Annotated in this window: 10 protein-coding genes, 5 tRNA genes and 1 pseudogene; 9 read left to right on the top strand and 7 right to left on the bottom strand. The window is 76.0% G+C overall.

Going from position 1 to position 14652, the window contains the following annotated elements:
* Positions 1 to 61: 61 nt before the first annotated feature.
* Positions 62 to 631, top strand: coding sequence for a CGNR zinc finger domain-containing protein (locus AC2TEW_RS14975; RefSeq protein WP_484623821.1), 570 nt, complete (start codon positions 62 to 64; stop codon positions 629 to 631).
* 80 nt (positions 632 to 711) lie between these two features.
* Positions 712 to 1218: a DsbA family protein gene (locus AC2TEW_RS14970; RefSeq protein ID WP_484623820.1), complete on the top strand. Its 507-nt coding sequence runs from the start codon at positions 712 to 714 to the stop codon at positions 1216 to 1218.
* On the opposite strand, the gene AC2TEW_RS14965 is transcribed toward AC2TEW_RS14970, so the two are convergent.
* The 3 genes from AC2TEW_RS14965 to AC2TEW_RS14955 are packed head-to-tail and all read right to left on the bottom strand — an operon-like array spanning position 1212 to position 4004.
* Entirely contained in the window at positions 1212 to 2054 is an 843-nt protein-coding gene (locus AC2TEW_RS14965) for a GNAT family N-acetyltransferase (RefSeq protein ID WP_484623819.1), read from the bottom strand. The genes AC2TEW_RS14970 and AC2TEW_RS14965 overlap by 7 nt on opposite strands.
* A gap of 59 nt (positions 2055 to 2113) precedes the next feature.
* Positions 2114 to 2932 (bottom strand): aminotransferase class IV, encoded by an 819-nt coding sequence (locus tag AC2TEW_RS14960; RefSeq protein WP_484623818.1) that lies wholly within the window; start codon positions 2930 to 2932, stop codon positions 2114 to 2116.
* A gap of 55 nt (positions 2933 to 2987) precedes the next feature.
* The gene (locus tag AC2TEW_RS14955; RefSeq protein WP_484623893.1) at positions 2988 to 4004 is read right to left on the bottom strand and encodes a chorismate-binding protein; all 1017 of its coding nucleotides are present in this window, start codon (positions 4002 to 4004) and stop codon (positions 2988 to 2990) included.
* Between the two features lie 300 nt (positions 4005 to 4304).
* Here AC2TEW_RS14955 and AC2TEW_RS14950 point away from each other — a divergent pair.
* The 5 genes from AC2TEW_RS14950 to AC2TEW_RS14930 all read left to right on the top strand — a co-directional run bounded on the left by AC2TEW_RS14950 (position 4305) and on the right by AC2TEW_RS14930 (position 4845).
* Positions 4305 to 4377, top strand: a tRNA-Gly gene (locus AC2TEW_RS14950).
* 40 nt (positions 4378 to 4417) lie between these two features.
* Positions 4418 to 4491, top strand: a tRNA-Cys gene (locus tag AC2TEW_RS14945).
* Between the two features lie 34 nt (positions 4492 to 4525).
* A tRNA-Val gene (locus tag AC2TEW_RS14940) sits at positions 4526 to 4597 on the top strand.
* A 52-nt stretch (positions 4598 to 4649) separates the two neighbouring features.
* A tRNA-Val gene (locus AC2TEW_RS14935) sits at positions 4650 to 4721 on the top strand.
* A 52-nt stretch (positions 4722 to 4773) separates the two neighbouring features.
* Positions 4774 to 4845 (top strand) — tRNA-Val (locus tag AC2TEW_RS14930).
* A 237-nt stretch (positions 4846 to 5082) separates the two neighbouring features.
* Here AC2TEW_RS14930 and AC2TEW_RS14925 read toward each other — a convergent pair.
* The gene (locus tag AC2TEW_RS14925; protein WP_484623817.1) at positions 5083 to 5274 is read right to left on the bottom strand and encodes a hypothetical protein; all 192 of its coding nucleotides are present in this window, start codon (positions 5272 to 5274) and stop codon (positions 5083 to 5085) included.
* A gap of 479 nt (positions 5275 to 5753) precedes the next feature.
* Here AC2TEW_RS14925 and AC2TEW_RS14920 point away from each other — a divergent pair.
* Positions 5754 to 6953, top strand: a pseudogene (locus AC2TEW_RS14920) (serine/threonine-protein kinase); the annotation flags it as partial.
* Positions 6954 to 7900: 947 nt separating this feature from the next.
* Here AC2TEW_RS14920 and AC2TEW_RS14915 read toward each other — a convergent pair.
* Positions 7901 to 8707: a TrmH family RNA methyltransferase gene (locus AC2TEW_RS14915; protein WP_484623816.1), complete on the bottom strand. Its 807-nt coding sequence runs from the start codon at positions 8705 to 8707 to the stop codon at positions 7901 to 7903.
* Positions 8708 to 8883: 176 nt separating this feature from the next.
* Here AC2TEW_RS14915 and AC2TEW_RS14910 point away from each other — a divergent pair, with 176 nt between their 5' ends.
* A complete protein-coding gene (locus AC2TEW_RS14910; RefSeq protein ID WP_484623815.1) occupies positions 8884 to 9429 on the top strand; it encodes a hypothetical protein in 546 nt (181 codons plus the stop codon).
* 68 nt (positions 9430 to 9497) lie between these two features.
* Here AC2TEW_RS14910 and cobA read toward each other — a convergent pair whose 3' ends face one another.
* Positions 9498 to 10730: a uroporphyrinogen-III C-methyltransferase gene (gene cobA / locus AC2TEW_RS14905; RefSeq protein ID WP_484623814.1), complete on the bottom strand. Its 1233-nt coding sequence runs from the start codon at positions 10728 to 10730 to the stop codon at positions 9498 to 9500.
* 92 nt (positions 10731 to 10822) lie between these two features.
* A complete protein-coding gene (gene cobT / locus AC2TEW_RS14900) occupies positions 10823 to 14524 on the bottom strand; it encodes a nicotinate-nucleotide--dimethylbenzimidazole phosphoribosyltransferase (protein ID WP_484623813.1) in 3702 nt (1233 codons plus the stop codon).
* Positions 14525 to 14652 lie beyond the last annotated feature (128 nt).

The following is a 14652-nucleotide window of genomic DNA, read 5'->3' as shown; positions in this document are numbered from 1 at the left end:
AGAGTCACAGGTGATGACGGACGCGGGAGGCACCGGCCCCCGCCGCGTGAGGAGCCCCCACGTGCTGATCACCCATGACACCGAGTGCGCGCTGAGCATTCTGGTCGAACTGCTCAACACCGCGCCCGAGGCGTGCGGCGCCGAGCAGCTGCCGGACCTGGCGGCGCTGGCGGCGTTCGTGGTGCGCCAGGAGATCAGCGAGGTCGACGCCCTCACCGCCGCCGACCTGGCCGCCGTCCAGCAGCTCCGCGGCCGGCTGCGCGAGGTGTTCTCGGCGGGCTCCACCGACCGGGCCGCCGAACTGGTCAACGCCGTGGTGGCGGCGGCCGGCACCACGCCCCGGCTGACCAACCACGACCACCACGGCTGGCACATCCACTACTTCGCCCCGCACGCCGCCCTCGGGGACCACCTGGCGGCGGAGCTCGGGATGGCGCTGGCCTTCATCGTGATGGCCGGCGAGCGCGAGCGGCTGCGCCGCTGCGAGGCGCCGGACTGCGCCCGGGTCTTCGTGGACCTCTCCCGCAACCGCTCCCGCCGCTACTGCGACAGCCGGACCTGCGGCAACCGGCTGCACGTCGCCGCCTACCGGGCCCGGCAGCGCTCCGCCGAGACGGTCGCCACCGGCTGAGGCCGCGCCCGGCCCGGTCGGCACCGCCACCGGGTCCCGGCCCGGTGGGGGCCGCCCCGGCCGGGTGGGAGACTGGGGCCATGACCGAAGCCCCCCTCCCCCGCCTCGAGCTCTGGTGCGAGCTCCAGTGCCCGGACTGCCGCACCGCCCTGGACGACGTGCGGGCGCTGCGCGCGCAGTACGGCGATGCCCTCACCGTCGAGCTGCGGCACTTCCCGCTGGAGAAGCACAAGCACGCCTACCAGGCCGCCGAGGCCGCCCAGGAGGCCTTCGACCAGGGCCGCGGCTGGGAGTACGTGGAGGCCGTGCTCGGCCGGATCGCGGAGCTGGAGCGGGGCGGGGCGAAGTTCCTGGTGGCGGTGGCCGAGGAGATCGGGCTGGACGCCGACGAGGTCGACCTGGCGCTGATCGACGGCCGGCACATGCTGCTGGTCGACGCCGACCAGGCCGAGGGCAAGGCGATCGGGGTGAGCGGCACGCCCACCTATGTGATCGCCGGCCGGCGGCTGGACGGCGGCAAGAGCCAGGACGGGCTGCGCTCGCAGATCGTCGAGCTGATCGAGCAGCACCGGGCGGCCGGTCAGTAGAGCGGCTTGCCGAGGACCCGCAGGGTGACCCGGTAGCCGAGCGAGGTGTAGAGCGCGGCGGCGCTCTCGTTGCTGCTGAACACGTTCAGGCCGAGGTGGTGGACGCCGGCCGCCAGGCATTCGCGTTCGGCGACCAGCATCAGGGCGCGGCCGTGGCCGCGCCGCCGGTGCGCCTCGTCGACCTGGACGACCATTACCCAGGCGAGCGGCCCGCCGTCGGGCGCAGTGCCCTGTGCCAGGGCCACCCAGAGACTGCCCACGGTGCTGCCCCCGGCGTCCCGCAGCTGCCGCAGCGCCACGCCTTCGGTGGCCTCCCGGCGGGGCAGCACCTGGAGGTGGTCGGCGTCCGACTTGGCCCGGGCCTGGGCCGGGGTCAGCCCGGAGGCGGTCAGGTCGGCGAGGTAGCCGGCCCGGGCGCCGGCCAGCCACTCCTCGTACTCCGAGGGGCCGATCCGATGGACCGTCAGGCCCGGTGGGAGCTCCGGCGGGGTGGTGAGCCGCTTGGCCATGTTGCGCATCCGCTCGGTGTAGCCGAGCGCGCGGGCCAGGCCGAGGGCGGACCGCGCCTCGGCCGGCACCGCCACGTCGACCCGGCTGCACCCCCAGCCGCGCAGCACCTCCTCGGCGGCCAGCGCCCCGATGGTGGCCCGGCCGCGCCGGCGGCCCTCGACCACCTCCAGTTCGGAGATCTCACCCCACCACTGCTCGCCGCGGGGCAGGGCCGTGGTGCGCAGGCCGCCGACCGGGCGGCCGTTGACCCGGATCTGCCAGCGCCGGCTGCGGCCGCCGCCGGGCCAGGGGTGCTCGTCGCCCTCGGGGCGCAGGGTGGTGGTCATGGGGGCTCCCTTCCCGGTGGGGGCCCGGTTCTACCACCGGCCGGGCACCGCGCGCGGGCTCAGGGGTCGAGGTCGTCCGCGCTGCGCTCGGCGAACTGGGCCATCGCCTTGAGGGTGGCCGGGCCGGGGGCGGGCAGTTCGTGCCCGTCGATCCGGGCGACCGCCTGGACGTCGCGAAGGGTGGAGGTCAGGAAGACCTCCTCGGCGTCGAAGAGCGCCTCGAACGGCAGGTCCCGTTCCTCGGCGCCGGTCCAGTCCACGGTGAGCTGCCGGGTGATGCCCGCCAGGCAGCCGGAGGCCAGGGTCGGGGTGAGCAGCTGCCCGTCGACGACCAGGAAGACGTTGGAGCCGGTGCCCTCGCAGAGCAGCCCGGCGGTGTTGGCGAACAGCGCCTCGGAGGCCCCGGCCCGGTGGGCGGCGGCGAGGGCGACCACGTTCTCGGCGTACGAGGTGGTCTTCAGGCCGGCGACCGCGCTGTGCTCGTTGCGGCGCCAGGGGACGGTGACCACGGCGGTGGTGTCCGGCCGGCGCTTGGCGGTGTCGAGGGCGACCACCAGGCTCGGCGGCTGGTCGCCGCGCTCGGAGCCGAGCGGGCAGGTGCCGCCGGTGTAGGTGATCCGGAGCCGGCCGAGCGGCATCGGGTTGGCCGCGAGGACCTCGGCGCAGGCCTCGCGCAGCACGGCGTGGTCCGGGTCCGGCAGGCCGAGGCCGCGGGCGGAGCGGGCGAGCCGGTCGAGGTGGCGGGTGAGCGCGAAAGCCCGGCCGTCGGCGGCCTTCACGGTCTCGAACACGCCGTCTCCGACGGTGAGGCCGTGGTCGAGCACGGAGAGCGCCGCGGTGTCGCTCTCCGCCAGGGATCCGTTGACCCAGATCTTCATCGGGCGCTGCTCCTCGGGGTGTGCCGGGGTGGGTGCCGGGTGGCGGCAGGGGGGCTCAGTAGACGTGGGTGCCCGACGCTATCGCGACCAGCCGGGAGGCCTTGAGCTCGGTCTCGTCCCACTCGCGCTCGGGGTCGGACCCCCAGGTGATGCCGGCGCCGGTGCCGAACCGCAGCACGGGCCGGCCGCCGGTCCGGTCGATCCAGAAGGTCCTGATGCCGACGGCCAGTTCGGCCTCGCCCCGGTCGGCGTCGACCCAGCCGACGGCGCCGCAGTACGGTCCGCGCGGCGCGGTCTCGAGGGCCTCGATGATCCGCAGCGCGCTGGACTTGGGGGCGCCGGTGACCGAGCCGGGCGGGAAGGTGCCGGCCAGCAGGCCGGGCCAGCCGGCGTCGGCGCGCAGGGTGCCCTGGACGGTGGAGACCAGGTGGACCAGGCCCGGGTGCTTCTCCACCACGCACAGGTCCGGCACGGTGACGCTGCCGGTCTCGCAGACCCGGCCCAGGTCGTTGCGGACCAGGTCGACGATCATGACGTTCTCGGCGTGGTCCTTCTCCAGCAGGTCGTGCTCGGTCCGGCCGGTGCCCTTGATCGGGCCGGAGGAGACGGTGTCGCCGGCCCGGCGCAGGAAGAGCTCCGGCGAGGCGGTGGCGATCTCCACCCCGTGCGAGGGCAGCCGGATCGTTCCTGCGTACGGCGCCGGGTTCCCGTGGGCGAGCAGACCGGTGAGGGCGTCGATGTCGGTGCGCTCCGGGTCGGGCAGCGGCGCGGACAGCACCCGGCAGAGGTTGGCCTGGTAGACCTCGCCGGCCGCGATGTGCTCGCGGATCCGGCGGACGCCCGCGGTGTAGGCGGTCCGGTCCAGGGAGCTGTGCCAGGCGTCCGGGGCCGGGCCGAGCCAGCGGTCGGTGCGCGGCGGTGCCAGGTCCGGGTGGAGTTCGTCGAAGCGGGCGCAGACCAGCCGGCCCTCGAAGTCGTACGCGACGGCCCAGAAGCCGGCCGAGTCCAGCGCGGCCGGGTCGGAGGTCACCTCGCGCAGCCCGGTCGCGAGGAGTCCGCCGAAGCGGGCCATCGGCTGGTCGGGACTGAGCTGGGCGGTGCGGCCGGACACGGTTCTCCTGCGCGGATTCGGTACTGCTGCCCGGGTGCGGGCGCGCGGGCCGGGGTGCGGCCCCGGTGCCTGAAGTGTAGGTCGGCGTCCCGCGGGACGCCGTGCCCCGGACGGCCGATCCGGCTGACGAACCGCCACCTCGGGGCCACCCCCGCGCCACGCTGCGGGAACGGATTTTTAGCTGGCCCGGGAATCCGCTAGAGTTCAACACGTCGCCGGGACGCGGAGCCGAGAAAGATCGGGGAAGCGGCCGGGAGACAGGCGGACGTGGCTCAGTTGGTAGAGCATCACCTTGCCAAGGTGAGGGTCGCGAGTTCGAATCTCGTCGTCCGCTCGATGGGGAACAGGGTAAGATCGTTCTTCAGAAGTTGCCTGGTGGAGTGGCCGAGAGGCGAGGCAACGGCCTGCAAAGCCGTGTACACGGGTTCAAATCCCGTCTCCACCTCCAAGAGGTGCCCCTGGTTCGCCGGGGGTCCTTGCCCGCGCGATTAGCTCAGCGGGAGAGCACTACCTTGACACGGTAGGGGTCACTGGTTCAATCCCAGTATCGCGCACTCGGATCGACAAGATCCGGAACAGTACGACCGCGACTGTGACAGCGGACGAGCGCGATTAGCTCAGCGGGAGAGCACTACCTTGACACGGTAGGGGTCACTGGTTCAATCCCAGTATCGCGCACTCGGGTCCACGGGATCCGGAACAGTACGACCGCGACTGTGACAGCGGACGAGCGCGATTAGCTCAGCGGGAGAGCACTACCTTGACACGGTAGGGGTCACTGGTTCAATCCCAGTATCGCGCACCGCAGAACGAGAGCCGCAGCCCACCGGGCTGCGGCTCTCGGCGTTTCCCGGCCCGCCGGCGGCGGGCACGCGTGTCGCCGGGTACGGCGCTGCCCTCACCGACAGCCCGTACCCGGCGTCCACTCTCCGGGGTCACCTGCCGCGACCCGTCCCGCGCCGCGCGCCCGTCCACGCGCTCCGCGCGGGCCCGGTCGCGCGGTGCGCGTACCCCGGCCCGGCGCCGACCTCCCCCGAGGTCAGCGCCCGATCAGATCGGCGACCGCCCTGGTCTGCGTCGCCAGTTGCTCCCACCCGCCGAAGAGGACCAGCAGCAGGACCGCGCAGGGCACCGCGATGGCCAGCGCCACCGCCGGGTGCCGGGTGTCGGCCTCCGTGTGCGAGGCGGTCGGCCGGGTGCGTCGGCCTGCTCCGTTGAGCTGCATGGCCATGGTCGGTGCTCCTGCCGTCCTGCGTGCTGCGGTCTGCCCGCACGGTCGGTCCGGGCGGGGTGGGAAGGGGGCGCGGGGGCGGAATCTCGGGGGACGAGGGGTCCGCCCGCCGCTGATGACAACGGTAGGCCGCGGGGGGTGGGCGGGACGTCATGCCGTCGTACCGTCCGCGGGCCTCCGCGAGGATGACCCGCCACCCCGGCGGCTACTACCGGAGGCGGAGACCGCGGGGAGCCGATCCCCGAGGGAACCCTGAGAGCGTCCCCGAGAGGGCGGCTGCGGGGGCGCGGGCGCCGGGAGCAGCCGCGGGTCCGGCGGGAGGCGGTCGGACCCGAACGATCCAGGTCCGACAATCCGACCGGCCCCTCGGGTGTTGCGTATCAGCACACCGCAGCGGGCAGTCCGTAAGCTGTGGGCCGACAGGATCTGACGATCCCCCATCCGACCGGGGATCACCCCACAGGCTGACGGGAACGAGCATGGCGATGATGCGGCTGCGGCGTGAGGACCCCCGCATCGTCGGCCCCTACCGGCTGCACCGACGGCTCGGGGCCGGCGGGATGGGCGTGGTCTACCTCGGATCGGACCGCAAGGGGCAGCGGGTCGCGCTCAAGCTGATCCGCGCCGAGCTGGCCGAGGACGCCGAGTTCCGCACCCGCTTCGCCCGCGAGATCGCCGCCGCCTCCCGGATCCGGGGCGGGTGCACGGCCCGGGTGGTCGGCTCGGACATCGAGACCGAACGGCCCTGGCTGGCCACCGCGTACGTACCGGGGCCCTCGCTGTACAAGCGGGTCGGCGACGAGGGGCCGCTGCCCTGGCCGGAGGTGGCCCGGATCGGCGCCTCGCTGGCGGACGGGCTGGTCAAGGTGCACGAGGCGGGGGTGGTCCACCGCGACCTGAAGCCGTCCAACATCCTGCTGTCCCCCAAGGGCCCGCGGATCATCGACTTCGGGATCGCCTGGTCGCGCGGGGCCAGCACGCTCACCCACGTCGGCACGGCGGTCGGCTCACCGGGCTTCCTGGCGCCCGAGCAGGTCCGCGGCGCCGCCGTCACCCCGGCCACCGACGTGTTCGCGTTCGGGGCCACCCTGGCGTTCGCGCTGACCGGTGACACCCCGTTCGGTTCGGGGGCGTCCTCCGAGGTGATGCTCTACCGGGTGGTGCACGAGGAGCCCGAACTGTCGGCCGTGCCCCCGCCGCTGGCACCGCTGGTCCGGGCCTGCCTGGCCAAGGAGCCGGCCGAACGGCCGCCCGCCGCGGCCCTCCACGAGCGCCTGACCGAACTGGCCGCGCGCGGCGCCGCAGCGGGCGCGGTGCGCGGGCGGGCCGCCGCCGTGCCGCCGCCGGCCGCGCCGCGGGCGGCCGTGGCACAGCCCGCCGCCCCGGTGCGGCCGGCCGGCGGCGAGCGGCTGGTCCGCCGGCGGCCGGGACAGCCGGCCACCGCGCCGATGCCCCGGCCCGACCACCACGAGCAGCCGAGGGAGCGGGCGGCCACCCCGCCACCCGGCCGTCCGCCGGGCCAGCGCGACCGCCAGCACACCCCGCCGCCGGTCCGGCCGGGCGGCTCCCGCCGGCGGCTGCTGCGCCAGCGGGTGATCGTCTTCGTCACGGTCACGGTCGGCGTCGCGCTGGCCATCGCCGCGGCGCAGGGCTGCGAGAACCGCAGCGACCAGGGGCTCGCCCCGCAGCGGCCCGGCGCCGTGGCGTCGCCGCCGGCGGAGCAGCCCGCCCCGCTGTCCATCGACGGCGCCGGGGCGTCCGCGCCGCTCGCCACCGCGGCGCGCAGCGGGGGCGACGCGGGCATCGCGCCCGCCTCGGGCCAGGTGCCGGGCGCCGACTGGCCGAACCGGGTGTACGCCGACCCGGGCGGTGGTCCGGCGGTCCGGCTGCGGGACGGGCACAGCACCGAGGGGCCGCAGACCGCGCTGACCACGGCGCTGCCGGTGCGCTACCGGGAGGCCCCGGGGACGGTGGTGGTGCTGCGCCGCACCGAGGGGTCGGTGCCGGTGGACCTGGTGCAGTTGTTCGGCTTCACCGGCGACCAGCCCGTGCTGATCGCCTCCCGGGCCTCGGCCGCGGACCCGCAGGCGGCCGCCGCCTGGCGGATCGACAACGGGGCGCTGCTGCGCGAGGAGCGGGTGTCGCAGACCGGCGCGGTCTCCACCACCCGCTACACCGTCCGCGCCGACGGCAGCCTGGAGGAGTCCTGGCCGGGTGCCGGGATCTCCGGCGGGGGTACCGGCCGGACCGCAGGCTGAGAGCCGGCGGACGGCCCGGCCGAGGTGGGCGCGGTCGGCACGGCCGACACGGTCGGCGAGGCGTACGTGGGGACCGGCGCGCGGGCTGCGGGACGCCTGCCCGGACCAGCTGATCGCGTCCGTCTTCAGCGCGTCTGCCGACGACGAGTACTGGGCCGGCCGTGGCCGCGGCGACCCTCGGATCACCTACCTGGTGAACGGCCGCCGGTTCGACCGGCTCGGCCGGGTACGGCGCCCACCTGGCCGGCCAGCGGCAGCAGTTCGGCGGCCGGGGCGACCTGCCGCCGGTCGGCAGGTGGGGCGGGCCGGGGGCCGGAGGCGCGCCGGCGGGGCCGGGTGGCGCGTTCCCGGGGTCGCCGCGCGGGCGTTCAGCCCGTCGTGACGGCGTAGAAGGCGACGGCGGCGGCCGCGCCGACGTTGAGCGAGTCGACGCCGTGCGCCATCGGGATGCGGACGGCCCGGTCGGCGGCGGCCAGCGCGTGGCGGGTCAGGCCGTCGCCCTCCGCGCCGAGCATCAGGGCGACGCGTTCCAGCCGGTGCGGGGCCGCCTCGGCGAGGTCGACGGCGTGCTCGGCCGGGGTGAGTGCGAGCAGCTGGAAACCGGCCGTGCGGACCGTCTCCAGGGCGGCGGGCCACGGGTCGAGGCGGGCGTACGGGACCGCGAAGACCGCGCCCATCGAGGTCTTGACGGCCCGCCGGTACAGCGGGTCCGCGCAGTCCGGGGAGAGCAGCACGGCGTCCATGCCGAGTGCAGCGGCGCTGCGGAAGATCGCGCCGAGGTTGGTGTGGTCGACCAGCCCCTCCAGCACCGCCACCCGGCGGGCGCCGGACAGCAGATCGGCGGCGTCCGGGAGCGGCCTGCGTTCCATCGAGGCGAGCGCACCGCGGTGCACGTGGTAGCCGGTGACCTGTTCGGCCAGGGCCGGCTCGACCAGGTGCACGGGCGCCTCGGCGGCCTCGATCACGTCGGCCATCACACCGAGCCACTTGGCGGTCAGCAGCATCGACCGCATCCGGTAGCCGGCCTCCAGGGCCCGGCGGATGACCTTCTCGCCCTCGGCGATGAACAGGCCCTCCGCGGGTTCGCGGCGGCGGCGGAGCTCGACGTCGGTCAGGCCGGTGTAGTCGGCCAGGCGCGGGTCGGCGGGGTCGGTGACGGTGCTCGGTTCGGACACGGCCCCGATCTTGCCCGGTCCGCGACCGCTAATCCAATCGATCGCCCGGCCGGGGCCACCCGCTCCGGAACACCGCAGGCCGCCGTGCGATGATCACAGCCGCACGGCGCGACGGCTGCCGGCGGTGGAGCGACCGGAGGCCGGCTGTGTGGAATCCCTGGCGGCAGAGGCCTTCGATGAGGGCGCGGCGGCTGCTCGACGCGGTGCGCGCCGACCGGCGGGACCTCGAGGACATCGCCGACCTGACGGTCTGCCGGGAGGCCGCACTCCGGGCGGTCCGGAACGAGCGCGACAGCCTGGGGCGGATGCTCGGCGCGGTCGAGGAGCTGCTGGCCGACGATGCGGACCACGAGTTCGCGGTCACCGCGCTGGAATGTGTGCAGAACCTGGTGTCCCACGGGCTGCCGGGCGTCGTCCCGGCCCGGGACGCCGAGGCCGCGCTCGGTCCGCGCGGCGCGGCCTGCTGGCGCGCGCTGGCGGACTTCTGGACGGCGGCCGCCGCCTGGAGCGCGGACAGCGGGCGCGAACCGAAGGCGGCGGCCGAGCTGCTCACCATCGAGCATCCGCAGCTGCGGATGCTGCTCCAGACGTCCAACCGCACCCTGCCGGACGGGCGCCGGATCGGCCTGGCCGACATCCTCCACTTCGAGCAGGCAACCGGCTCGGCCGTCCCCGGACTCAGCCACCTCACCATCGCCCGGCAGACCGCCGGCCAGGGCTGACCGCCCGGCGGCCCGACCGTCGCTCCGCGGGCCACCGGCCGGGGCCGGCGGCCTTGCGGCCCGGCGGGTCAGCCGGCCAGGACGTTGACGACGTCGCCGATGACGATCACGGCCGGCGGCTTGATCTGCTCGGTCTCGACGACGGTGGCCACGGTGTCCAGGGTGGCGTCGACCCGGCGCTGGGCCGCGGTGGTGCCCTCCTGGACCACGGCGACCGGGGTGGACCCGGCGCGGCCGTACGCGATCAGCTCGGCCGCGATGGCACCGATCTTGTCGACGGCCATCAGCAGCACCAGGGTGCCGGTCATCCGCGCGACGGCGTCCCAGTTGGTGAGTGAGCGCTCGCCCGGGCCGACGTGGCCGGAGATCACGGTGAACTCGTGGGTCATGCCGCGGTGGGTGACCGGGATGCCGACCGCCGCCGGGACGCTGATCGAGCTGGAGATGCCGGGGACCACGGTGACCGGCAGCCCCGCCTCCACGCAGGCCAGCAGCTCCTCGCCGCCGCGGCCGAAGACGTACGGGTCGCCGCCCTTGAGCCGGACCACGAACCGGCCCGCCTTGGCGTGCTCGATCAGGGTCCGGTTGATCGCCTCCTGGGCCATGAAACGCCCGTACGGGATCTTCGAGGCGTCGATCACCTCGACGTGCTCGGGCAGCTCCGCCAGCAGTTCGCGCGGGGCGAGGCGGTCCGCGACCACCACGTCCGCGTCGGCCAGCAGCCGGCGGCCGCGGACCGTGATCAGGTCGGGGTCGCCGGGCCCGCCGCCGACCAGGGCAACGCCCGGGGTCCGCTCGCGGTACTGGCGGGCCGCCAGCGAGCCGTCCCGCAGCCCCTCGACGACGGCGTCGCGCAGGCCCGCCGAGTGCCGCGGGTCGCCGGTGAGCACCGCGACGGTGGCGCCGCCGTCCCGGCCGCTGGCCGGGGTCCAGGCGGTGGCGGCCGCGGCGTCGTCGCTGCGGGCGCAGAACACCCGCCGGCGCTCGGCCTCGGCGGAGACCGCGGTGTTGACGGCCGCGTCGTCGGTGGCGACCAGCACGTACCAGGCGCCGTCCAGGTCGCCGTCGGCGTAGCCGCGGCGGTGCCAGGTGAGTTCACCCGCGTCCGCCATCGCGTGCACGGCCGGGGTGGTGGCCGGCGATATCAGCTGGATGTCCGCGCCCGCGGCGATCAGCGCCGGCAGTCGGCGCTGCGCGACCTGGCCGCCGCCGACCACCACGACACGGCGGTCGGTGAGCAGCAGGCCCACCGGGTACGGGGTCAGGCCCTCGGTGCTGGGGTGCGGCTTGGGCGCGGTCATCGGCGGTGCTCCTGGGTGGGAAGGGTGGAACTGCTTACGACGGTGTCCCCGTACCGGCGCGCCCTCGGGCCGGTACGGGGACTGCGGAGGCGTCAGGCCTTCTCGGTGACCCCGGCGGAGTCGAAGGTGGCTACATCGTGCATCGCCCGGGCCGCACTCTGCACCAGCGGGAGGGCCAGCAGTGCGCCGGTGCCCTCGCCGAGGCGCAGGTCGAGGTCGATCAGCGGACGCAGGCCGAGCTTGGCGAGCGCCGCCTGGTGGCCGGGCTCGGCGGAGCGGTGGCCCGCGATGCAGGCGGCCAGCACCTCGGGCGCGATGGCCTTGGCGGCGAGCGCGGCGGAACCCGCGATCACGCCGTCGAGGATCACCGGCGTCCGCAGCGAGGCGGCGCCCAGCAGGAAGCCCGCGATGGCGGCGTGCTCCAGGCCGCCGACCGCGGCGAGCACCGCGATCGGGTCCGCCGGGTCCGGCCGGTGCAGCTCCAGGGCGCGGCGGATCACGTCGACCTTGCGGGCGTGGGTCTCGTCGTCGATGCCCGTGCCCCGGCCGGTGACCTCGGCCGGGTCGGCGCCGGTGAAGACCGAGATCAGCGCCGAGGAGGCGGTGGTGTTGGCGATGCCCATGTCACCGGTGATCAGCACCTTGTTCCCGGCCGCGACCAGGTCCCGGGCGGTCTCGATGCCGACCTCGAGGGCCTTCAGCGCCTCCTCCCGGGTCATCGCCGGGCCCTGGGTCATGTCGTCGGTGCCGGGCTTGACCTTGCGCGGCAGCAGGCCGGTGGTACGGCCCTGCTGGACCGGCTCCGGCAGGTCCGCCTTGACGCCCACGTCGACCACGCAGACCTCGGCGCCGACCTGCGCGGCGAAGGCGTTGACCACCGCTCCCCCGGCCAGGAAGTTGGCCACCATCTGCCCGGTGACCTCCTGCGGCCACGGCGTGACGCCCTGGGCGTGCACCCCGTGGTCACCGGCGAAGATCGCCACGCAGGCGGGCTCCGGGATCGGCGGCGGGCACTTGCGGGACAGCCCGCAGAGCTGGGCGGCGATGATCTCCAGCATGCCGAGCGACCCGGCGGGCTTGGTCATCCGCTTCTGTCGGTCCCAGGCCTCGCCGAGGCTCTTGGCGTCCAGCGGCCGGATGCCGCGCAGGGTGTCCGAGAGCAGGTCGTGCGGCTCCTCGCCGGGCAGCGCCCGATTGCCGTACTGCTCCTCGTGGACGACCCAGGACAGCGGGCGCTTCTTGGCCCAGCCCTGCTGCTGCAGCTCGGGCTCGTCCGGGAACGCGTCCACGTAGCCGACGCAGAGGTACGCCACCACGTCCAGGTGCTCGGGCAGGCCGAGCTCGCGGACCATCTCCTCCTCGTCGAAGAAGCTCACCCAGCCGACGCCCAGGCCCTCGGCGCGGGCGGCCAGCCAGAGGTTCTCGACGGCCAGCGCGGCCGAGTACGGCGCCATCTGCGGCTGGGTGTGCCGGCCGAGGGTGTGCCGGCCGCCGCGGGTGCGGTCGGCGGTGACCACGATGTTGACCGGGGTCTCGAGGATGGCCTCGATCTTGATTTCCTTGAACTGCTTCGCCCGGCCCTTGGGCAGCGAGTCCGCGAACGCGACCCGCTGGCGCTCCGCGAGGGCGTGCATCTTCTGCCGGGTCTTCGCGGAACGGATCACCACGAAGTCCCAGGGCTGCGAGTAGCCGACGCTCGGCGCGGTGTGGGCCGCCTCCAGCACCCGGATCAGCACCTCGTGCGGGATCGGGTCGGGGCGGAAGCCGTTGCGGACGTCCCGGCGCTCGCGGATCACCTGGTGGACGGCCTCGCGGCCGGCCTCGTCGAAGCCGGGTGCGGCGGGCGGGCGCTCGACCGCGGCGGCTTCGGCGGCCGGTTCCCCGGCGGTGCCGGGCTCTGCGGTACCCGCCTCTGCGGCGCCGGGCTCCACCGGGGCGGGCTCCACCGGGGCGGGCTCCGACGGCGCCTCGGCGGTGGCGTCCGCGGAGTGCTGCTCGGTCCCGGCGCCTTCGGGGGTCGCGGTCGGCCCGGCGACGGGCGGCTCCTGGGCGGACTCCTGGACCGGCTCGGCCGGGGCGGCGGGCGGCTCGGTCTCCGTGGCGGCCTCGCCTTCCGGCGCGGCTTCCGGTGCGGGCGCCGGCTCCGCGGGGACGACGGCGTCGGCCTCGGCCGGTGCCTCCTGCGGGACCTCGGGTGCGGCCTCGGGTGCGGCCTCGGCGACGACGGCGGGTGCGGGCTCCTCCGCAGGCGCGGGCGCGGGCTCCACGGGCGGCGCGACCGGCTCGGTGAGCAGGTCGCCGGTGCCCGCGACCGGCGCGGCGGGCGCCGCGGCCTCGACCACCGGCAGGCCGTGCGGCGCGGGGGCGGCCAGGAACGCGGAGATCCTGCGGTGCTGGGCGGCCGGCTGGGCCGGGATGGCCGCGGTGGCCTGGACGGTCCCGGTGAGCGCGCCGGACCGGTCCTGCTGCTCGGCGAAGACCGGCTCGACGAAGACGGGAGCGGCCGCCGGGCCCGGTGCCGCGACGGCGAGGGGCTCCTGGGCCGCGGGCTGCTCCGCGACGGTCTGCTCGTCGCCCGGCGCGGCAGCGGGCACCGCCACCACGGGCTCGGCGGGTTCAGCGGGCCCGACGGGTTCGGCCGGTGCGGCGTCCGCCGCGGCTTCGGTCGGCACGGGAGCGACGGCGACGGGCTCGGCCGGGACCTCGGCCACGGGCGGCTCGAGCGGGACGGCGGCGGGCTCGACCACGACGGCCTCGGGGAACCCGGCGGCCGGGGCCTCGACGACGACCGGGGCCTCGACGGCAGCCGTCTCGACGGCGGCCGGGGTCTCGACGGCAGCCGGGGCCTCGACCACGGGGAGCTCGGCCACCGGCGGCTCGGCCACCGGCGCCGACTCGATGGGCAGCTCGGCGGGCGTGGCGTCGACCGGGAGCGGGGCGGCCTCGGCGGCCACCGGCTGCGGGACGGGCGCGACCGGCGCGACGACCGGTACGACCGTCGGGGCCGGCTCGGCCGGGGCGACGGCGACGGGCTCGGCGGCCGGCGGCGCCACGACCGGGGTGCCGTGCGCCGGGGTGCCGCCCAGCGGGCGGACCTGGTAGCCCTGCTGGTCGGCGCCGGACGGGCCGCGGTCGGCCAGCGAGCGCACCGGCACGTGCCCGGTCATCAGCGACGGGTCCGGGATCGGCGGCCCGGCGTGCAGCGGGCGGCGGACGGGCGGCGCGGGCTGAGCGGACGTCAGCGGGTGCTGGGCCTCGGCGGCGGGCGGCTGCGGGGCGGCGGGCTCCGGCAGCGGGAGCGCGACCGGCTCCGGGGCGACCGGGGAGCCGGGGGCGGCGGGCACCACGTCCGGGGCGGCCGGGGCGAACACCTCGGCGACCGGCAGCGGGGGGTTGAGCGGCGGCCAGGACGGCTCGACCGGGACACCGGCCGGCGGCGGCTCGGCGATGGTGCGCAGCGGCATGGTCTCGTTGAGCCCGGGCGGGACGGCGGCGTCCGGGGCCTGGCCGACGGCGGGCCCGGGAACGGCGGGGTGCTCGAGCACCGCGACGGTCTCCACGGCGCCCATCAGCGGCTCGCCCCAGGAGCCCTGCGGGCCGGGCATCAGCAACTCGTCCTCGTCCTCGTCCAGCTGGTCGAGGAAGGTGTAGGCGGGCCGGTGCTCGCCGGCCCAGGCCTGGACGGGTGGCTGCGCGCCGGGCATGGCGGTGCCGTCCGGCGTGCCGAGCGGGTCGGCACCGCCGTGCGGCTGCTCCGGTACTCCCGCACTCGGGACGTGGCCGCCATCGGTCATGTCAAAGCTCCTTCCAGGCCGCTTCCGCGACCTTGGCGGCGCGGCCACGACCGCAGCGCCCAACTCCGCTGGGAGGAGACCGCGGACGGCCTGCCCCTCCACCTACTGGCGGCCGCCGCGCACACGGC

The organism is Kitasatospora sp. NEAU-CNBT7, from assembly GCF_057220535.1.
The sequence above is the reverse complement of the archived record's forward strand: the minus strand, read 5'-3'. Positions and strand labels throughout refer to the sequence as shown.

Bases quoted from the DNA above. Each gene is read 5' to 3' on its own strand.
- AC2TEW_RS14970 (WP_484623820.1), top strand. From the start codon at position 712: ATGACCGAAGCCCCCCTCCCCCGCCTCGAGCTCTGGTGCGAGCTCCAG.
- AC2TEW_RS14965 (WP_484623819.1), bottom strand. From the start codon at position 2,054: ATGACCACCACCCTGCGCCCCGAGGGCGACGAGCACCCCTGGCCCGGC.
- AC2TEW_RS14960 (WP_484623818.1), bottom strand. From the start codon at position 2,932: ATGAAGATCTGGGTCAACGGATCCCTGGCGGAGAGCGACACCGCGGCG.
- AC2TEW_RS14955 (WP_484623893.1), bottom strand. From the start codon at position 4,004: ATGGCCCGCTTCGGCGGACTCCTCGCGACCGGGCTGCGCGAGGTGACC.
- AC2TEW_RS14925 (WP_484623817.1), bottom strand. From the start codon at position 5,274: ATGGCCATGCAGCTCAACGGAGCAGGCCGACGCACCCGGCCGACCGCC.
- AC2TEW_RS14910 (WP_484623815.1), top strand. From the start codon at position 8,884: ATGAGGGCGCGGCGGCTGCTCGACGCGGTGCGCGCCGACCGGCGGGAC.
- cobA (WP_484623814.1), bottom strand. From the start codon at position 10,730: ATGACCGCGCCCAAGCCGCACCCCAGCACCGAGGGCCTGACCCCGTAC.
- cobT (WP_484623813.1), bottom strand. From the start codon at position 14,524: ATGACCGATGGCGGCCACGTCCCGAGTGCGGGAGTACCGGAGCAGCCG.